This is a genomic window from Ammoniphilus oxalaticus, from assembly GCF_003609605.1.
In the GTDB taxonomy this organism is placed as follows: Bacteria; Bacillota; Bacilli; order Aneurinibacillales; family RAOX-1; genus Ammoniphilus; species Ammoniphilus oxalaticus.
Genome location: NZ_MCHY01000008.1, coordinates 464,591 through 483,834 on the forward strand (window position 1 = coordinate 464,591; position 19,244 = coordinate 483,834).

Below are 19,244 nucleotides of genomic sequence, written 5' to 3' on the forward strand. Positions count from 1 at the left end.
AATAGCTGTGCATAAACTGGGGATAGTCTGTGGGAACATGTGGAAACGTGTCGATTTCATTAAGGGGACCGTGTGGTTAACGTTATCCACAGGCGTTAAAAACGTCAAGAAAATTTTTTTTCTAATGTTTTAAATTGGACTGCTTCGGCGATATCCGCGGCTGAAATCTGTTCACGGGCCGCTAAATCTGCGATTGTGCGCGCTAGTTTTAAAATACGGTGATGGGAACGATGACTTAGGTGAAATTGTTGATAGACCGCATGGAGTAATTTTTGGGCATCGGGAGTAAGCGGGCAAAATTGTTTCAGTTCAAGCGGAGACATATCGGCGTTTCTTCGAATCGGTAAATCTTTGAAGCGCGCTTCTTGCCGTTGCGCAGCCTCCACTACGCGTTGCTGAATCGTTTGTGAGCTTTCTGTTATTTGAGGCGTGGTGTCGAGGAACTCTTTTGGTTCTAAGCGGGCGACTTCAAGTTGAATATCGAATCGATCGAGTAACGGTCCTGAAATTTTGCGTTGATAACGGGCGACCATCGCAGGTGTACAATGGCACGGGTGCAGTTCGTCTTCAAATCCAAAGTAGCCGCAAGGACAGGGGTTCATGCTCGCAATTAAGATGAACGAGGCGGGTAGTGTGATGTTAGAACGATGGCGATGCAGTTCGATACGTCGTTCTTCGAGAGGTTGGCGCAGCAGATCAAGGGTACGTCTTGAAAACTCACAAAATTCATCTAAAAATAAGACACCATGATGCGCTAACGTCAATTCGCCTGGACGAATATATTGCCCTCCGCCAATCATTCCAGCGGGTGTAATAAAGTGATGGGGCGCGCGGAAAGGACGAGCTGGCGTATCGTAATTGATTTCTTTTCCCGCTGCACTGTAAATTTTGATGACATTGATCCATTCATCGTCGCTTAACGGCGGCAATATGGAGGGCAAAGCGGTGGCCAGCATTGTTTTACCCGTGCCAGGTGGCCCAATCAATAGGGCGTTGTGGGCTCCGGCCGCGGCGACTTCAAGACTTCTTTTAGCCTGATAATGACCAGTAATATGTTCAAAAAGATAGGGATAATCAATGGGTTGAAAGGAATGAGAAGTTTGAAAAGATTTGTGGCGGAAAACGAGCGGGAATTTTTTCAGATGGGAAAGAGGGTAAACGGCGAGACCGCTCAACGAGGCTTCAAATGCATTTTCGGGAGGAACGACGACTCGTTTAAAGCCTTGTTCTTTAGCTGAAAGGGCCATCGGTAGAACCCCTTGGGTCGGTTTGAGCTGACCATCCAGCGACAGCTCTCCAATTAGCATTGTTTTTTTCAATAACGTATTGGGCCATTGGCCAGATACGATCAAAATACTGACAGCGACGGCGAGATCGAATGAGGGACCTTGTTTGCGAAGATTAGCGGGGGCGAGGTTAATTGTGATGCGGCCTAAAGGAAACGAAAAACCACTATTTTTAATCGCTGCTCGGACACGCTCTTTAGATTCTCGCACGGCGGAATCAGGCAGGCCAACAAGCGAATATTGGGGTAAACCTTTCGACAAATCGGCCTGAACTTCGACCATAAATCCTTCAATTCCAGAAACACCAGCGCTATACGTTTGAAAGAACACGGAAGAACCACCTCCAAATAGATTAAACGCGCTTATATATAGAAGATTTCGGCAAAAACAAGCTATTTCCTGCATAGACTTTTAACTAAATTAAGAATTTATCTTTTTTATAAGTGAAGGGGGAGGATGGACTATGAATATCCATGAATATCAAGCAAAAGCGCTGCTTCATGAATATGGTGTGGCGACGCCGCGGGGAAAAGCGGCTTTTACGGTTGAAGAGGCAGTGGAAGTGGCCCGAATGTTGGACGTTGAAAAATATGTCGTAAAAGCTCAAATACATGCGGGGGGGCGTGGGAAGGGAGGCGGCATCAAAATCGCTGACAATCTAGATCAGGTTCGGGAATACGCCGCGCAATTGTTAGGAAAAAAGTTGATAACCCCCCAAACGGATCCGCAAGGGAAGCAAGTGAATCGGCTGCTTATTGAAGAGGGCTGTCAGATTCAAAAGGAATACTACCTCGGATTAGTGATTGACCGCGGCTCAGGCCGAGTGACGATGATGGCCTCTGAGGAAGGCGGGATGGACATAGAAGAAGTAGCGGCTCGGGCGCCAGAAAAAATTTTAAAAGAAATAATTGACCCAACCGTCGGGTTACTGCCATTTCAAGCGCGTAGACTTGCCTACAAGTTAAACATTCCGTTGCCGTCGATTCAACAAGCGGCCGCTGCGATGACTCGTTTATATGAGCTCTTTATCGATAAAGATTGTTTAATCGCGGAAATTAATCCGCTCGTTCTTACGCGGCAGGGAGACATCATTGCCTTGGATGTCAAACTGAATATAGACGATAACGCCCTTTTTCGACAACGGGAGATCGTCGCATTGCGTGATTTAGATGAAGAAGATCCGAAAGAGATTGAAGCGTCGCAATTTGATTTGAATTATATTGCTTTGGACGGAAATATCGGCTGTATGGTCAACGGAGCGGGCTTGGCGATGGCAACAATGGATATCATTCAATTTTATGGCGGACAACCGGCTAACTTTCTTGATGTTGGCGGCGGGGCGAGCGCGGAGCGGGTGACAGAGGCGTTTAAATTGATACTGTCGGACCCAAAGGTCAAGGGGATTTTTGTCAATATTTTTGGAGGAATTATGCAGTGCGATGTGATCGCGACAGGAATCGTTAATGCTGTCGAACAAACCAAACTCAACCGACCGCTGGTCGTTCGTTTAGAAGGAACAAATGTCGAACTCGGTAAGCGGATTTTAGGAGAATCAGGTTTAAACATTGTCGCGGCGGATTCGATGGCGGACGGAGCGAAGCAAATCGTATCGTTAGTAAACTGAAGGGATGGATGGGATATATGGCGATTTTAATTGATCGAGATACAAAAATTATAACGCAAGGGATTACGGGCGCGACAGGGCTGTTTCATGCAAAAGGTTGTTTAGAATATGGGGCGAAAATGGTCGGAGGCACGAGTCCGCGCAAAGGCGGTACAATCATCGATGGTTTTCCTGTTTGGAATACGGTTGGGGAAGCGGTCGTTGCGACAGGGGCCACTGCTTCCGTTGTATATGTCGCTCCTCCGTTTGCCGCAGATGCGATCATGGAAGCAGTGGACGCGGAACTGGAGCTGGTTGTCTGCATCACCGAAGGGATTCCTGCCCACGATATGGTCAAAGTAAAGAAATATATGGAAGGGAAGCGTACGCGGTTGATTGGGCCGAATTGCCCAGGCGTGATTACGCCTGGGCAATCGAAAATTGGAATCATGCCCGGGTACATTCACGCCCCAGGCAAAGTTGGCATCGTTTCACGCAGTGGAACATTGACCTATGAAGCGGTGCACCAGCTGACGACACGCGGGATCGGTCAATCTACAGCGGTTGGGATCGGCGGCGACCCTGTGCATGGCATGAATTTTATCGATGTGTTGCGTCTTTTTAATGATGATCCGGATACAAAAGCGGTGATCATGATTGGGGAAATTGGCGGTATGGCAGAGGAAGAAGCGGCAGAATGGGTCAAGGAAAATATGACCAAGCCCGTTGTTGGCTTTATCGGCGGCCAGACGGCGCCGCCTGGCAAACGGATGGGTCACGCGGGAGCGATTATTTCAGGCGGAAAAGGAACAGCAGGGGAAAAAATGCGGGCGCTGGAAGCGAACGGGATTCCAGTCGCAAAAAATCCGGCTGTCATTGGGCAAACGTTAATTGATATGTTGCGGGAAAAAGGATTGCTTGATATTTGTCGAACAATTGAGTAGTCTAATGGGGAAGGGGACTTGTTTCATTTCCCCTTCTTTCCTCAAATAAACTATAAGGAAGTGATCCTTCTTGCAACCTCTGCGTCCGAAAGATTGGTTTGTCGCCCTTCGACAAATGCCAGGCATCGGCTATCAAACACTACTCTATTTATTGCCTCACATCCTTGAGTTGCCCCCAGATGTTGTCTCTCTTCGCTCTGTTTTACCCGCGATTCCAACGATCTCTCCCCATAGAATGCGGACAATCCTCACACTAGAAGCGCCTCAAGTCTATCAAGTGAAACAATCGCTCTCCGAACGACAAATCGACACGATCACGATTTTTGACGAAGATTATCCGCCATTGTTGCGCGAGATCGATGATCCTCCGCTCATTTTGTACGCGAAAGGCTCGCGCCAAGCACTTAGCGGACCGACGCTAGCTATTGTTGGAGCCCGCAGACCGAGTAATTACGGAAGACAAGTCGCTTTTCACCTCGGCTCTGATTTGGCGAACATCGGGTTTACGATCGTCTCTGGCTTGGCCAGAGGAATCGATGCGGAAGCTCATAAAGGCGCGTTGCATCGCGGCGGGAAAACAATCGCGGTGCTCGGTTGCGGAGTTGATGTCATCTATCCTTCACAAAATAAAGCATTGTATCATGCTATAACTAAGAATGGTTTAATCCTCTCCGAGTATCTTCCAGATCGTCAACCTCATCCTAGATTATTTCCATTGCGCAATCGAATGATCAGCGGGCTTTCGCTCGGAATCACCGTTGTCGAAGCGGCGCTAAGCAGCGGTTCATTAAACACGGCTAAACACGCCTCTGAACAAAACAGAGATGTGTTTGCGGTGCCAGGACCGATTTCATCACCAGTTAGCCAAGGAGCCAATAACCTGATAAGAGATGGGGCCATTCCATTAACAAAAGTAGACGATGTGTTACTGCAATACGAACACCTTGCTTTGCCGCTAGGCGCGCAAGAAATCTCCGTTGACGAACAACTGACTCGCAATGAAAAGAAGATTTTGGAGATGATAGAGAATACACAGGCAACCGTTGATCAAATCGTCCGCTGCACCTCATTAGGCGTTCAAGAAGTTACGCAAAGCTTGTTGAATCTGCAGTTGCAAGGAAAGATCCGTCAACTGCCAGGTTGTATGTATGGGAAGGTCCGATAGCTGTTTGCGGAGCTTCGATTCTCGTAAGTTCTGGCAGCATCTCGGTAACGTCCAAGTGATAGAATTGACAAATGGAGTCCGCATATTCAATAATAGGGAAGAATTAGCCACAACATACACAAGGTGTGGTTAAAAGTTGGGAAAGGGGGAGGACATGATGGCAGAAGCCCTAGTAATTGTAGAGTCTCCCGCAAAAGCAAAGACAATTGGGAAATATTTAGGAAAAAAATATATTGTGAAAGCGTCGATGGGACACGTGCGCGATTTGCCAAAGAGTCAAATGGGTGTTCAGGTGGAAGAAGGTTTTGAGCCTAAATACATTACGATTCGAGGTAAAGGGGATGTGCTGAAGGAACTGCGCAGCGCCGCAAAAAAAGTGAAAAAGATCTATCTCGCGGCTGACCCCGATCGCGAAGGGGAAGCAATTGCCTGGCATTTATCACACAGCTTAAAAATGGATCAAGATGAAGCCTGTCGAGTTGTGTTTAATGAAATTACGAAGCAGGCCGTTAAAGACGCCTTTAAAAATCCGCGCAAAATCAATATGGATTTAGTGAATGCTCAGCAAGCTCGTAGAATACTCGATCGGCTTGTTGGTTACAATATTAGCCCGTTATTATGGAAAAAGGTTAAAAAAGGGTTAAGCGCGGGACGTGTGCAATCTGTTGCAGTCAAAATGATTATCGATCGGGAGAATGAGATCAAAAGTTTCATCCCTGAAGAATACTGGTCGTTAACCGCCTTTTTAAAAGCGAGCACTGGTGAGGTTTTTGAATCGAGGTTTTACGGCATTGAGGGAACGAAGACAGACATTCACTCTGAAGATGAAGTCAAGGCGATACTCGAACAGATTGGCGACGCGCCATTTGTGATCAAAGACATCAAAAAGAGAGAGCGAAGAAGAAATCCAGCTCCTCCATTTACAACGAGCTCGTTGCAACAGGAAGCGGCTCGAAAACTGAATTTCCGCGCATCGAAGACGATGATGGTCGCCCAACAGTTGTATGAAGGGATTGATCTTGGCGGCAGACAGGGCACGGTTGGCTTAATCACATACATGAGAACGGACTCCACGCGCGTTAGTCAAACCGCGGTGGATGAAGCGAAAGCGTATATTACCGAAACGTATGGCCAGGAATTTGCCTTGGCCCAAGGTAGAACACATGCCAAACGGGGGAACACGCAAGATGCCCACGAGGCTGTGCGTCCGACATCTATCTTGCATTCGCCGGATTCGTTGAAAAGTGTATTAAGCCGTGATCAGTTGCGTCTGTATCGATTAATTTGGGAGCGGTTTGTCGCTAGTCAAATGGCCTCGGCGATCATGGATACGATGCGTGTGACGATTCAAGCCGGGGAGGCGACATTTAGAGCAAATGGCTCAAAAGTGAAATTTTTAGGATTTATGAAAGTGTACGTTGAAGGCAGCGATGACGGCGCCTCTGAAGAGAGGGACAACATTTTGCCGACGCTCAATGAGGGTGAAACAGTGGCTGTGGACAATCTGGATCCGAAACAGCACTTCACGCAACCGCCGCCGCGCTATTCTGAAGCCAGATTGGTTCGGACGCTTGAGGAACTGGGCATTGGTCGACCGAGCACATTCGCTCCGACACTGGAAACGATCCAGCGTAGAGGGTATGTGGCTTTGGATGAACGTCGTTTTATCCCGACGGAACTGGGTGAAATCGTGATCGAACTCATGTCCGAGTTTTTCCCTGAAATATTGGATCCGACATTTACCGCGAAAATGGAAGATGAGTTGGATTTTATTGAAGAAGGAAAAGCAGATTGGGTGAACGTGCTTGATGACTTTTACAAAGGCTTTGAAACACGTCTTGAAGTCGCCGAAAAGCATATGAAAGAAGTCGAGATTGAGGACGAAATTGCCGATGAAAACTGTGAAAAGTGCGGCAAGCATATGGTTTATAAACTGGGTCGCTTTGGGAAGTTTCTCGCTTGCTCAGGATTTCCGGATTGTAGAAATACAAAGGCGATTTTAAAAGAAACAGGGGTTGCTTGTCCAAAGTGCGAAGGCATGATCGTTGAGCGAAAGACGAAGAAACGACGCACTTTCTACGGATGCAATCAATATCCGGGATGTGAATTTGTCTCTTGGGATAAACCAATCGAGCGAAAATGCCCGAAATGCGCGTCAATGCTCGTTGAGAAGAAAGGTAAGAAAAAGTCGGTCAACGTAAAGTGTTCGGCTTGTGACTATGAGGAAGAAGCGAATTAAATTATAAAAAATTGATTAACAGCGGTTGAACCCGAATAAATGGGGACAACCGTTGTTTGATGAAGGCCTAAAGGACAACTGTCGCATCAAGTTTCGGGCAGTATAATTGACACGTAGTGAATGAAGGAGTAATGCAATGGAAAAGGTTACAGTTGTCGGCGCTGGCTTGGCCGGTAGTGAGGCCGCATGGCAGATTGCTAATAGCGGAGTGGAAGTTACATTATATGAAATGAGACCGATTAAGCAGACACCCGCGCACCATACCGATCAATTTGCCGAATTAGTTTGCAGTAATTCGTTGCGGGCCGATTCATTGGCGAATGCGGTAGGTATTTTGAAGGAAGAGATGCGCCATTTGGATTCAGTTATTATTCGTTCAGCAGACTCTTGTTCTGTGCCAGCGGGCGGGGCGCTAGCTGTGGACCGTCACGAATTTGCGGCCGCGGTTACAACGGCTGTTCGCAATCACCCGCTAATCACGGTGATCAACGAGGAAATAGACGAAATTCCCGATGGGATTTGTATTATCGCGACGGGACCGCTCACCTCGCCGACTCTCTCCCAGAAATTAAAGGAGATGACAGGGGAAGAGTACTTTTATTTTTATGACGCTGCGGCCCCCATCATTGAGAAAGAAACGATTGATATGGACAAGGTGTTTAGGGCGTCACGCTATGATAAAGGTGAAGCCGCTTATTTAAACTGTCCAATGACAAAGGAAGAATTCGACGCTTTTTATGACGCGTTGATTACGGCAGAGGTTGTCCCTTTGAAAGAGTTTGAGAAGGAACTGTACTTCGAGGGGTGTATGCCAGTTGAAGAAATCGCCCGCCGCGGCCCGCAAACGTTAACATTTGGACCGATGAAACCTGTTGGACTAACGGACCCGCGAACTGGTAAACAACCTTATGCTGTCGTACAATTGCGACAAGATAATAGCGCGGGAACACTGTTTAATATCGTTGGTTTTCAAACACACCTAAAGTGGGGCGACCAGAAAAGGGTGATTCAAATGATTCCAGGTTTAGAACAAGCGGAAATTATTCGCTACGGAGTCATGCATCGGAACACTTTTATCAATAGTCCGCGCTTGTTAGAGCCTACTTACCAATACCGTCGCAAACAGACGCTCCTTTTTGCGGGGCAAATGACGGGCGTCGAAGGTTACGTGGAGTCAGCGGCCTCAGGGCTTGTCGCTGGATTGAACGCCGCGCGTCTGGCGCAAGGTCAGGAACCGCTTATCTTTCCGAATGAAACAGCTTTAGGAAGTCTTGCTAACTATATTACAACAGCTAATCCAGATAACTTTCAACCGATGAATGTAAACTTTGGTTTATTCCCCCCGTTAGAAAAACGAATCCGAAATAAGCAAGCGAGATATGAACAAATCGCGAACAGAGCGCTTGAAACAATTCAGAATTTTGTCGTAAAGGAAGACAACTAAGTTGCCAATGTAGCCCGAAATATGATAAAATTTATTACGTTAAGAGAGGGAGCTGTAACACACAGCTCCCATTTGTTGGGTTGTCCGTCTTTTTTCTAGCTGTAGATCGATATCTCGAGGTTTTTTTATTGATTTAGGTCACTGCAGTCATTTGGAAATGAAAGACACAACAAACGTCAAATACCCGAAATGCAAAGAGAGGAGCATTCTATTTTGGAAATGACTTTTCGCGCAACTACCATTTTTGCGATTCAGCACAACGGTCGAGCGGCAATGGCTGGGGACGGTCAAGTTACGTTTGGCGAGAGTGTCGTTATGAAGCAAAAAGCTAAAAAGGTAAGAAGATTATATCGAGGGGAAGTAGTTGCGGGCTTTGCCGGATCTGTTGCAGATGCCGTGACGTTGTTTGAGAAGTTTGAAGCAAAGTTAGAAGAGTTTCATGGCAACCTTCCGCGCGCGGCCGTTGAATTGGCGAAGGAATGGCGATCTGATCGCGTTTTGCGCAGGTTGGAAGCGTTAATGATCGTAATGAATAAACAGGACCTCCTTTTAATTTCAGGAAACGGTGAAATTATTGAACCTGACGACGGGATTTTGGCGATCGGTTCAGGAGGGAATTTTGCTTTAGCGGCAGGTCGAGCCTTAAAACAACATGTTGGAGATCAAATGACTGCCAAGCAAATTGCGGAAGCGGCTCTTAACGTCGCCGCTGATATTTGTGTGTATACGAATCATAACCTCGTTCTTGAAGAACTTGAATAGTGGGGTGCAGAGAAATGTATAAAACAGAAAGCCATACTCCCAAGCAAGTTGTAGAGTTATTGGATAAATATATTGTCGGTCAGACAGAAGCAAAGAGATCAGTGGCGATTGCCCTTCGAAATCGATATCGTCGCAGTCTTTTAACAGAAGAAATAAGGGATGAAATCGCCCCGAAAAACATCTTGATGATTGGTCCGACAGGGGTTGGTAAGACTGAAATTGCAAGAAGATTGGCTAAACTCGTCGGCGCCCCTTTTATTAAAGTAGAGGCTACCAAGTTTACAGAGGTCGGCTACGTTGGTCGCGATGTGGAATCGATGGTTCGCGACCTCGTTGAAACATCGATTCGGATCGTGAAGGCGGCTAAGATGGAAGCTGTCAAAGATCGCGCTGAGAAACAGGCGGAAGATAGATTGGCCCATCTGTTAGTTCCTTCTCCGAAAGACAATCGCTCATTTAAAAACCCGTTGGAAATGCTATTTTCTGGACAGGGACAGCAGCAAAATCAAACATCGACCGAACAGGAAGACGCTGAGCTTGCTCAAAAAAGAAGACAAATAGCTCATCAACTGGCAATGGGTGAATTGGAAGATCGGATGGTTGAGATCGAGGTGGAAGATACGACGCCTGGCATGTTTGATATGTTCGCTGGAAGTGGAATGGACCAGATGGGGATGAACATGCAGGAGATGATCGGTAATATTTTGCCTAAAAAGATGCGTAAGCGTCGCCTTACAGTGAAAGAAGCGCGCAAAATATTGACCCAAGAGGAAGCCCAGAAGCTGATCGATATGGATGAAGTATACCAAGAATCGATTGAGCGGGCTGAACAGAGCGGGATCATCTTCATCGATGAGATTGATAAGATTGCGGGTCGCGGCAGCGAAGGATCACCTGATGTTTCGCGCGAGGGTGTGCAACGCGACATTTTGCCGATCGTGGAAGGCTCGACGGTCACGACTAAATACGGCATCGTCAAGACCGATTATATTTTATTTATTGCGGCGGGCGCGTTTCATATATCCAAACCGTCTGATCTTATCCCTGAGTTGCAAGGGAGATTTCCGATCCGTGTAGAATTAACAAGTTTGAGCGCGGAAGACTTTATCCGTATTTTAACCGAACCGAAAAACGCGCTCTTAAAGCAATATACGGCGCTATTGGAAACAGAAGGTATTAAAATTGAATTTTCTGACGAAGCTATTAAAGAGATCGCTACGATGGCAAGAGATGTTAATGATACAACAGACAACATCGGGGCAAGACGCCTGCATACCATCTTAGAGAAGCTTCTCGAAGATCTCTCTTTTAATGCGCCTGATATCACAATGGAAAAAATCGTAATCACGCCCGAATACGTAGAGGAGCGCTTAACGGGAATCGTAAAGGACAAAGATCTCTCGCAATACATTTTGTAATAGATAAAAAACATATACAATCGTAGGAGGAAGAGAAATTGGATCTACTATCAAAGATTAGAAGAATTAATCGCCTGCTGCAAAAAACGGCAGGCCATCCTGTAAACTTCTTAGAGATGGCTCAAGTATTAAGCGCGGTAATCGGAGCAAACACGTTTATTTTAAGTCGTAGAGGCAAGATCCTCGGTCATGCGATGGCGCAACGAGTGAATAGTGATCGAATCGACACGATGCTTCAAGAGAAAAGGTTTCCAGGTGATTACAGCAATCAATTGTTAAATGTTGAACAAACGACAGCGAACATTGATATTAAAAGTCCTTACACCGCTTTTCCCGTAGAGATGGAAGAGATTTTCGAAGATTCATTGACGACGATCGTTCCTATCATTGGAGGTGGGGATCGTCTAGGGACCCTTATTCTTGCTAGAGTAACCGAGGAGTTCATTGATGACGATCTGATCTTGGCGGAAGTGGGAGCGACCGTGGTCGGAATGGAGATCTTACGAGAACGGGCGGAAGAGATTGAACAAGAGGCAAGAAGCAAAGCTGTCGTGCAAATGGCGGTTGGTTCCTTGTCCTATAGCGAACTGGAAGCGGTTGATCATATTTTCCAAGAGTTGGATGCTAAAGAAGGTTTGCTTGTCGCCAGCAAGATCGCCGATCGTGTCGGCATTACCCGTTCCGTCATTGTCAACGCATTACGGAAATTAGAGAGCGCGGGTGTAATCGAATCACGTTCACTTGGCATGAAAGGGACCTTTATTAAAGTATTAAATGATAAATTGCTTCCGGAACTTGAAAAATTAAAAACATCTTAAACAATATGATTATATGTAAAAAGCCCTATCGCAATGAGATGGGGCTTTTCCTATTTATTTTATAGTATAATCATCCCGATTTCAATATGAATCTTTAAAAATAAATCTAGTAGGTCTTTTTTCACAGTGGTTGTAAAGTGTTTAATAAATATGACATAAAAGATCAATAATTTCAAAAGAATTTGCGGTTTCATGTCGAAAAAAAATTAATTCATGCTATAATCCTTATATAACTTAATACGATAATAAACCTTCTAGGGCAAACTCGAACGAAAGGCGAGGGCGCAAAGTCACAGATCTACGTTGTTAATAGGATGGCTGGGCTACGGGGAGGTGTATTGATCATGCGAATCCCACCTTTCTAGGGATTTTTTTATATTTATTTTTTAATTATTCAGATAAGTTGATTTAGTAAAATGGAGGTGCGGAGAGTTATGAGTTTAACTGTATTAAACTTACTTGGGCGGGGGCTTGATGCTTCGGCGCTTCGGCAACAGACGATTTCAAACAACATTGCCAATGCGGAAACCCCCCATTACCAATCGCAGCGTGTTGTCTTTGAAGAGACACTGCAAGCTGCGTTGAACAGTAGCGGTGTGGGTTCATTTCAAGGTAAACGGACCGATCCGCGGCATATCGAAATAGGTATGACTACCCAGTTACCGACGCCAACGATACGAGAGGTAAAAACGATCCAAAACAACAATGAAAATGGCGTAGATTTAGATTACGAGATGACCTCATTAGCGCGCAATTCGGTCTGGTACAATGCGATAGCGCAGCAAATGAATCATGAATTTAATCAATTAAAAACAGTGATCAAAGGGAGGGGTTAATAGGTGGCTTTATTTGGGCAGTTTGGAATTAGCGGTTCAGCTTTGACCGCGCAACGATTGCGAATGGATATTATTTCCGCAAATATAGCGAATGCGACAACAACAAGAGGACGATTAGTAGATGGACAATGGACGCCATATCAAAGAAAAATGGCGGTTGTCGCCCCGCGAGGCGGTCCATCATTTGACACTTTTTTAAATGCTGCGACACAAGGTAAGCAATCGACGGTCACACAGGGGGTGCGCGTCACGGAGATCATCGAAGATCAAACGCCATTCAAATTGGTGTATGACCCTGCTCATCCCGATGCCAATACCGAAGGATATGTGCAGTTGCCAAACGTTGATTTGGCTAAAGAGATGGTTGACATGTTGAGCGCCACAAGGGCGTACGAGGCAAATGTGACGGCGTTTAACGCAGGTAAAAATATGGAGATGAAAGCGCTAGAAATTGGTAGATAAAAGGGGCGGTAAAAATGGATATCAGTAAGGTCACAAGTGAGTCTGTTGGGCCAAAATGGCAAAAACAAAACGGGGTTGGCAATGAGCAACAAGGACAACGTTCCTTTTCGCAAGTCTTTTCTACCTATTTAAATGATGTCAATCATCAGGTGCTCGAATCTGAAAAATTAAATGCGCAGCTCGTCACAGGGCAAGTCAACCATTTACATGAAGTGACGATTGCTTCGGAAAAAGCGATGATTGCGCTGCAGTTAACAACGCAAGTGAGGGATAAAGCGGTCGAAGCTTATCAGGAAATGATGAGAATGCAATTATAGTAAAAGTACATAGTACAGATTAAACTTTTCTACCAGAGTAGAGGGTGGAATATAAAATTACCCTAGAGATAGAGAGGACTTCAACCGCGGCGATCGGGATAGTTTTTAAGGGATTGCGATGGGGAGGTTGGAGATTGATGAGTAAAGGGCGGAAGCAGCGTGGTGGAGTATGAATCAAGCATGGTTAATTAATATTAAAAATTCAAAAGATCGGTTTGTAGAGTATTGGAAAAGTTTAAGTGCGCAAAAGAAAATCTTCATTGTTAGCGCGATCTTATTGCTCAATGTCGCCTTATCGGTCGTCACTTATGTTTCGACTCGGACGGAATATGTGCCGCTCTATGCAAATGAGTTAAGTCAAAGAGAAATTGGGGACATTAAAGCGGCGCTCGATAGTAGAGGGTTTAGTCAGTATCAATTATCGGAAACGGGGACGTCGATTCTCGTGCCGAAAAAAGACGCGCCTGATTTGATTGTGCAATTAGCTTCTGAAGGGTTGCCGAATAACGGTCGAATTAGTTATGAACTGTTCAGTCAAAACATGACGTTTGGAGCGACTGATCGTCAATTGGATGTGGTTGAACAGGCCGCAATGCAGACGGAATTGGCAGAAATGATTAAACGTATTTCTGGTATCAAGCACGCCGAAGTGACAATTAGTTTACCAAAAGATAGTGTCTTTATCCGTGCAGACGAAGCTGAACAGGCAACAGCATCCGTGATGGTCGAGGTCGAACCGGGACAACGCCTGAGTCAATCACAGATCAAAGCTCTCTATTATTTGATCTCGCGCAGTGTGCCTAATTTACCGCTTGAAAACATTGTCATTATAGATCAATACAGTGAAATGCTCGTCTTGCGAGAGCAACAGGAGGATGAGTTTCAACTTGAAGTCTATGAACGGCAAAGGAAAATTAAACGGGAAATCGAACAAGATATTCAAACAGATCTACAACAAATGCTCGGAACGATAATGGGTCATGACAAAGTGCTTGTACATACATTAGTCACTTTAAATTTCGACCAAGTGAAAACACAGGAAAATAGAGTCGAGGCAGCGGACGAAGAAGACAACGAGGGGATTGCGGTTAGCGCGGAAAGGTTGTCGCGAACATTCAGAGGCGAAGGAGCGGTTCCAAATCCGATTGGCGTAGGTGAAACAGATGTGCCTGGCTACACAAACATCCAGGCCAACGGCGAGAGCGAATACGAAGAATTACAAGATCGAGTCAATTACGAAGTGAACCGAATTTCTACGGAAATTACCCAGAGTCCTTATAAAATTGAAAAAATTACGGTAAACGTCGGTGTAGAACCTCCAGATCCAGATAATCCTGCTTCGTTGACTTTCGAGACACAACAAAACATTACGAATATTTTAGAAAATGTCGTGCGCACAGCGCTGGGGGACCGTCAAGGAATCACGGATGAAGACATTAGAAATAGCATTTCTGTTTTCCCGAGAGTGTTTGCCGGAAAAGAACAGACTGTGGGCGAACCGACGCAAAACGAAATGCCATGGTTGACTTATGTCGCTATCGCAGCAGGTGTGATTATCGCGCTACTTGGCGGGATGGTTTGGTTGCGTCGCCGCAGGGAGAAGCAAGCCGACGAAGAGCCTTTACTCGACGAGTTCATATTTGAACAAGGCATCGCGCCAGAGCAAATGGCTACGGACGAGGAAACGATCCAAAAACAATTGGATGAGATGGCGAATCGACATCCAGATGAGTTTGTGCAAATGTTAAGAACGTGGATTTCGGAGGAACGAAAGGGATGAGGAAATGAGATTGAGCGGAAGACAAAAAGCGGCAATTTTATTGATTGCGCTCGGTCCTGAAGTTTCTGCGCAAATTTTTAAAAAATTGCGTGAGGACGAAGTTGAACAATTAACGTTGGAAATCGCTCGGCTGCGTCAAGTAGATCCAGAATCAAAAGATGTTGTGTTAGAAGAGTTTTATCAGATGATGATGGCCAATGAATATATTTCGCAAGGCGGGATTCATTACGCGCGCGAAATTTTAGAGAAAGCGTTAGGTCCGCAAAAGGCAGTGGATGTAATCAATCGCTTAACCTCTACTTTACATTTGCGACCATTTGATTTTGCTCGTAAAGCGGACCCAAGTCAAATTTTGAGTTTCATTCAGAATGAAAACCCGCAGATGATTGCGCTCGTTCTTTCTTACCTAGAATCTGAAAAAGCCGCTTTTATCTTGTCCGCATTACCCGAAGCGAAGCAGATTGATGTGGCGAAAAGAATTGCCCAGATGGATCGCACTTCGCCAGAAGTAATCAGTCAAGTGGAACAAGTGTTAGAACAAAAGTTAACAACGACGGCAAACCATGACTATAGCGCGACCGGCGGTGTAGATAGTATTGTCGCCATTTTAAATGGGGTTGACCGCGGCACGGAAAAAACAATCCTCGATTCACTCGCCATTGCGGATGGAAAGCTGGCCGAAGAAATTAAGCAAAAAATGTTTATTTTTGAAGACATTGTTAATCTCGATAATCGCACGATTCAACGTGTGATTCGCGATGTTGAAAACAATGATTTGCAATTGGCTTTGAAGGCATCTAGCGATTCGGTCAAAGAAGTTATTTATCGGAATATGTCCTCTCGCATGGCGGAAACATTCCGCGAAGAAATTGAGTACATGGGTCCTGTTCGGTTACGCGATGTTGAGGAGGCCCAGGGGCGGATTGTTGGGATTATCCGTAGATTAGAAGAAATGGGAGAGATCATTATTTCCCGCGCTGGAGGAGATGAGCTCGTTGTCTAGTGTATACAAGCAGGTCTTGTTAGAACGTAGTCGACTTGAAGTAAAGGTGTTGCAAATCCCAACCTATCTTGATACTTCTCCATGTTTGGACAACGATCGGCTAGCCACTAGTGAAAGTTATCAGCTTCAGAAAGCGGAAGAGGCGGCGCAAAAGATAATTTCGGATGCGGAAGAAATGGCTGAGCAGTTAATTGAGCAAACGAAACAAGAAATAGCCACGCTGCAAGAACAGGCGGAACAACAACAATTTGAGCGCTGGCAGCAACTTGAATCGGACTCCGAGCAAGCGCTTGAGCAAGCCCGAACCGAAGGTTATCAAGCAGGGTTTGAGAGTGGGCAGCTGGAAGGGGAACAGACGGCTATGCGGGAGTATGAAACGTTGCTCCAAGAAGCTCAAGAAGTGTTAATGGAAGCGGGTCAGGAGAAGCAACGAACGTTAGGCGAAGCGGAAACTTTTCTTGTTCGTCTCAGTACGGAAATCGCTCATAAAATCGTGATGGAAACGATCGAGATTCAACCTGATTTAGTGTTAGGACTTGTTAAAGAAACGCTGCGGCGAGTAAAGGAACGAGAATCTGTTTCGATTCATGTCCATCCTAGCGATTATTCGTTGTTGCAAGCGGAACGCAAACAAATCTTGTCTTGGGTCGATGAGCAGGTTGAGGTCAAAGTGTGTCCAGACAAAAGCGTCGGACGCGGCGGTTGTATCATCCGTACATCGGAAGGCAGTGTTGACGCAACGATCGATACCCAATTAAATGAAATTAAAAACTGCCTGATGAGTCTCGTCAAGGAACAGCAAGATGAATAGCGAGTCGCTTGATCGATATTTACGTCATTTGGCAATGCTTGATCCACTCAAATATAACGGCAAAGTCACACAGGTGATAGGACTGACGATTGAATCGCGCGGTCCGGAAGTGAAGATCGGTGATCTTTGTAAACTAGCGCCGGGTGGCTCAGAGCATACAATCCATGCGGAAGTGGTCGGGTTTCGCGGTAATAATGTGTTGCTGATGCCATTGGGTGAAGTGGGAGCGATCGGACCTGGCTGCGATGTTATTTCAACAGGGCGACCGTTGACCGTAAAAGCGGGGATGGGATTGTTAGGGAAAGTGTTGGATGGTCTTGGAAATCCGCTTGATGGCTCGGAGTTACCGCCCGGTTTAAGCGATACGCCAGCTAATAATTCCCCTCCAAATCCGTTAACGCGGCCGAGAATTAAAGATCCAATGGGAGTTGGCGTGCGAGCAATCGATTCTTTGTTAACAATTGGCAAGGGACAGCGCGTCGGCATCTTTGCGGGAAGCGGTGTCGGTAAGAGTACATTACTTGGCATGATCGCTCGCAACGCGGAGGCGGATGTAAATGTGATTGCGCTGATTGGGGAGCGGGGACGAGAAGTCGTTGATTTTATTGAACGCGACTTGGGAGATGAAGGATTAGCGAAATCGGTGGTCATCGCGGCGACCTCTGATCAACCTGCTTTGATTCGAATTAAAGGAGCGATGGTAGCGACGGCAATTGCTGAATATTTTCGCGACCAAGGACTACATGTCAATTTAATGATGGATTCTGTCACTCGTTTTGCGATGGCCCAGCGAGAAGTCGGACTGGCGATTGGCGAACCGCCAACAACACGCGGTTACACACCTTCTGTCTTTGCGATGTTACCGCGACTGCTTGAAAGATCAGGGATGGGTCCACGCGGCTCGATTACCGCTTTTTATACAGTGCTTGTCGATGGGGATGACATGAATGAACCGATTGCGGACGCCGCGCGCGGAATATTGGACGGGCACATTGTGTTGGACCGAAAAATTGCCACACAGGGCATGTTTCCCGCGATCAATATTTTGAGCAGTGTCAGTAGGTTGATGAAGGATATTACACCGGAATCGCACCAGCTTGCCGCTGAAAATCTTAAAAGACTACTTGCTGTCTATGAAGAAGCGGAAGACTTGATTCATATCGGCGCATATAAAAGAGGGGCCAATCGTGAGATTGACCGCTCGATTCAATTTAAACCGTTAATCGATCAGTTTAGAAAACAGGGGATTAGCGAACCCGCGGCATATGAACAAACGATCCATTCTTTAATTGAACAATTTGGGGTGAATCTAGCATGACGTTTATTTTTCCATTGCAAAAAGTGTTGGATGTAAAGGAAAAGGAAAAGCAACAAGCGCAGCAAGAACTCGGTTTTTCTTTAAAGAAACAATTGGATATCGAGGAGAACATGAACGCGCTGGCGCAACGACGCGCTTCCCTTGAATCTCGTATGTTGCAAGTGAATCAGGGCTTCCGAGCTTGCGAATTACTAGACCAGCAACGTTATCTCACTTTTTTAGACGAAAAAATGGATCGGTTGCAAAACAATTTGCGGCAAACCGTGAAAGAAGTAGAGATAAAACAAACGGTATTAAGCGAAAAATCCGTGGACGAGAAGGTTTGGCAAAATTGGAAACAGGAGTTGCGCGAACGTCATCAACAAGCTGTTCGCAAACAAGAGCAGGATGAACTCGATGAAATTGCGACGATCCGCTTTTTTAGAGAGCAGCGGGTCTGGTGATTGAGGAAGGTGAAAAAGGATGGAACATAGGGCGGAACGGAGTAGAAGAAGGCGGGAATGGTTTCTCTATATGATCTTTTTACCGCTCTTGTTTACGGTTATTTTAACGGTCATTCTATTGCAAGTATTGGGCTACAACGTCGCTGGTCAGTTAATGAAATGGGGACAGGCTGTTCCGTTTACGGAAAAGTTGTCTAGTTCCAACCAAACGGCAAAAGATTTGAACGAGCAAACAGAGCGACTGCTCACGGAACAACTTGAAAGATTACGAGCGGACCAAGCTGTCGAACTGCGAACTTACGAAGCGGATCTGACGGAAAAGACAGAGCAACTAGAGTCATTACTAGCAGAGAATGAGCAATTAAGAGAGCAGTTACAAGCCGCGCAAGCAATACACCTTAAGCAGCAAGAGGTCGCTCAACTGTATGCGTCGATGTCAGCGAGTAAAGCCGCGCCGATTATGGAAAAGTTACCAATCGAGCAAACGGTAAAAATATTAAGTTTGTTGAAAAAGGAAGAACGAAGCTCGATTTTGGCTCGGTTGAACCCTGAACTGGCCGCAAATTTAACGACAAAACTTTTGGAAGGCGAGTAA

The 19,244-nt window shown here is 45.8% G+C and carries 18 protein-coding genes and 1 riboswitch; of the genes, 17 read left to right on the forward strand and 1 reads right to left on the reverse strand.

Going from position 1 to position 19,244, the window contains the following annotated elements; all coding sequences use genetic code 11:
* Positions 1-104: 104 nt before the first annotated feature.
* Positions 105-1,616: a YifB family Mg chelatase-like AAA ATPase gene (locus BEP19_RS08605; RefSeq protein ID WP_211329330.1), complete on the reverse strand. Its 1,512-nt coding sequence runs from the start codon at positions 1,614-1,616 to the stop codon at positions 105-107.
* Positions 1,617-1,749: 133 nt separating this feature from the next.
* On the opposite strand from BEP19_RS08605, the gene sucC reads away from it, so the two are divergent.
* From sucC to BEP19_RS08690, 17 genes are all read left to right on the forward strand, one after another.
* Positions 1,750-2,910: an ADP-forming succinate--CoA ligase subunit beta gene (sucC, locus tag BEP19_RS08610; RefSeq protein WP_120189450.1), complete on the forward strand. Its 1,161-nt coding sequence runs from the start codon at positions 1,750-1,752 to the stop codon at positions 2,908-2,910.
* Between the two features lie 17 nt (positions 2,911-2,927).
* Complete coding sequence (sucD, locus tag BEP19_RS08615) at positions 2,928-3,833, forward strand: succinate--CoA ligase subunit alpha (RefSeq protein WP_120189451.1); 906 nt, start codon at positions 2,928-2,930, stop codon at positions 3,831-3,833.
* A 70-nt stretch (positions 3,834-3,903) separates the two neighbouring features.
* Positions 3,904-4,998, forward strand: coding sequence for a DNA-processing protein DprA (gene dprA / locus BEP19_RS08620; protein ID WP_120189452.1), 1,095 nt, complete (start codon positions 3,904-3,906; stop codon positions 4,996-4,998).
* Positions 4,999-5,155: 157 nt separating this feature from the next.
* Positions 5,156-7,237: a type I DNA topoisomerase gene (topA, locus tag BEP19_RS08625; RefSeq protein WP_120189453.1), complete on the forward strand. Its 2,082-nt coding sequence runs from the start codon at positions 5,156-5,158 to the stop codon at positions 7,235-7,237.
* Positions 7,238-7,373: 136 nt separating this feature from the next.
* Positions 7,374-8,681 (forward strand): FADH(2)-oxidizing methylenetetrahydrofolate--tRNA-(uracil(54)-C(5))-methyltransferase TrmFO, encoded by a 1,308-nt coding sequence (gene trmFO / locus BEP19_RS08630; RefSeq protein ID WP_120189454.1) that lies wholly within the window; start codon positions 7,374-7,376, stop codon positions 8,679-8,681.
* A gap of 219 nt (positions 8,682-8,900) precedes the next feature.
* Positions 8,901-9,443: an ATP-dependent protease subunit HslV gene (gene hslV / locus BEP19_RS08635; RefSeq protein ID WP_211329341.1), complete on the forward strand. Its 543-nt coding sequence runs from the start codon at positions 8,901-8,903 to the stop codon at positions 9,441-9,443.
* 14 nt (positions 9,444-9,457) lie between these two features.
* A complete protein-coding gene (hslU, locus tag BEP19_RS08640; protein WP_120189456.1) occupies positions 9,458-10,861 on the forward strand; it encodes an ATP-dependent protease ATPase subunit HslU in 1,404 nt (467 codons plus the stop codon).
* A 38-nt stretch (positions 10,862-10,899) separates the two neighbouring features.
* Positions 10,900-11,679, forward strand: coding sequence for a GTP-sensing pleiotropic transcriptional regulator CodY (codY, locus tag BEP19_RS08645; protein WP_120189457.1), 780 nt, complete (start codon positions 10,900-10,902; stop codon positions 11,677-11,679).
* A 248-nt stretch (positions 11,680-11,927) separates the two neighbouring features.
* A riboswitch (cyclic di-GMP riboswitch) is annotated at positions 11,928-12,010 on the forward strand.
* 103 nt (positions 12,011-12,113) lie between these two features.
* The gene (gene flgB, locus BEP19_RS08650) at positions 12,114-12,515 is read left to right on the forward strand and encodes a flagellar basal body rod protein FlgB (RefSeq protein ID WP_170145314.1); all 402 of its coding nucleotides are present in this window, start codon (positions 12,114-12,116) and stop codon (positions 12,513-12,515) included.
* Positions 12,516-12,518: 3 nt separating this feature from the next.
* Positions 12,519-12,977: a flagellar basal body rod protein FlgC gene (gene flgC, locus BEP19_RS08655; RefSeq protein WP_120189459.1), complete on the forward strand. Its 459-nt coding sequence runs from the start codon at positions 12,519-12,521 to the stop codon at positions 12,975-12,977.
* A 14-nt stretch (positions 12,978-12,991) separates the two neighbouring features.
* A complete protein-coding gene (fliE, locus tag BEP19_RS08660) occupies positions 12,992-13,294 on the forward strand; it encodes a flagellar hook-basal body complex protein FliE (RefSeq protein WP_120189460.1) in 303 nt (100 codons plus the stop codon).
* A gap of 169 nt (positions 13,295-13,463) precedes the next feature.
* Positions 13,464-15,074, forward strand: a complete 1,611-nt coding sequence (gene fliF / locus BEP19_RS08665) for a flagellar basal-body MS-ring/collar protein FliF (protein ID WP_120189461.1) — start codon at positions 13,464-13,466, stop codon at positions 15,072-15,074.
* Positions 15,075-15,078: 4 nt separating this feature from the next.
* Positions 15,079-16,077, forward strand: a complete 999-nt coding sequence (gene fliG / locus BEP19_RS08670; protein WP_120189462.1) for a flagellar motor switch protein FliG — start codon at positions 15,079-15,081, stop codon at positions 16,075-16,077.
* A complete protein-coding gene (gene fliH / locus BEP19_RS08675) occupies positions 16,070-16,888 on the forward strand; it encodes a flagellar assembly protein FliH (protein WP_170145315.1) in 819 nt (272 codons plus the stop codon). Before fliG ends, fliH begins: the two co-directional genes overlap by 8 nt.
* Complete coding sequence (gene fliI, locus BEP19_RS08680; protein WP_120189464.1) at positions 16,881-18,206, forward strand: flagellar protein export ATPase FliI; 1,326 nt, start codon at positions 16,881-16,883, stop codon at positions 18,204-18,206. Before fliH ends, fliI begins: the two co-directional genes overlap by 8 nt.
* On the forward strand, positions 18,203-18,649 hold the full coding sequence (gene fliJ / locus BEP19_RS08685; RefSeq protein WP_120189465.1) for a flagellar export protein FliJ: 447 nt from the start codon (positions 18,203-18,205) through the stop codon (positions 18,647-18,649). Before fliI ends, fliJ begins: the two co-directional genes overlap by 4 nt.
* A 19-nt stretch (positions 18,650-18,668) precedes the next feature.
* Positions 18,669-19,244 (forward strand): MotE family protein, encoded by a 576-nt coding sequence (locus BEP19_RS08690; protein WP_120189466.1) that lies wholly within the window; start codon positions 18,669-18,671, stop codon positions 19,242-19,244.

Excerpts from the sequence above, each read along its gene's own strand:
- fliE (WP_120189460.1), top strand. The coding sequence starts at position 12,992 with ATGGATATCAGTAAGGTCACAAGTGAGTCTGTTGGGCCAAAATGGCAA.
- fliJ (WP_120189465.1), top strand. The coding sequence starts at position 18,203 with ATGACGTTTATTTTTCCATTGCAAAAAGTGTTGGATGTAAAGGAAAAG.
- fliG (WP_120189462.1), top strand. The coding sequence starts at position 15,079 with ATGAGATTGAGCGGAAGACAAAAAGCGGCAATTTTATTGATTGCGCTC.
- hslV (WP_211329341.1), top strand. The coding sequence starts at position 8,901 with ATGACTTTTCGCGCAACTACCATTTTTGCGATTCAGCACAACGGTCGA.
- BEP19_RS08690 (WP_120189466.1), top strand. The coding sequence starts at position 18,669 with ATGGAACATAGGGCGGAACGGAGTAGAAGAAGGCGGGAATGGTTTCTC.
- hslU (WP_120189456.1), top strand. The coding sequence starts at position 9,458 with ATGTATAAAACAGAAAGCCATACTCCCAAGCAAGTTGTAGAGTTATTG.
- trmFO (WP_120189454.1), top strand. The coding sequence starts at position 7,374 with ATGGAAAAGGTTACAGTTGTCGGCGCTGGCTTGGCCGGTAGTGAGGCC.
- fliI (WP_120189464.1), top strand. The coding sequence starts at position 16,881 with ATGAATAGCGAGTCGCTTGATCGATATTTACGTCATTTGGCAATGCTT.
- flgB (WP_170145314.1), top strand. The coding sequence starts at position 12,114 with ATGAGTTTAACTGTATTAAACTTACTTGGGCGGGGGCTTGATGCTTCG.
- topA (WP_120189453.1), top strand. The coding sequence starts at position 5,156 with ATGGCAGAAGCCCTAGTAATTGTAGAGTCTCCCGCAAAAGCAAAGACA.
- sucD (WP_120189451.1), top strand. The coding sequence starts at position 2,928 with ATGGCGATTTTAATTGATCGAGATACAAAAATTATAACGCAAGGGATT.
- sucC (WP_120189450.1), top strand. The coding sequence starts at position 1,750 with ATGAATATCCATGAATATCAAGCAAAAGCGCTGCTTCATGAATATGGT.
- fliF (WP_120189461.1), top strand. The coding sequence starts at position 13,464 with ATGAATCAAGCATGGTTAATTAATATTAAAAATTCAAAAGATCGGTTT.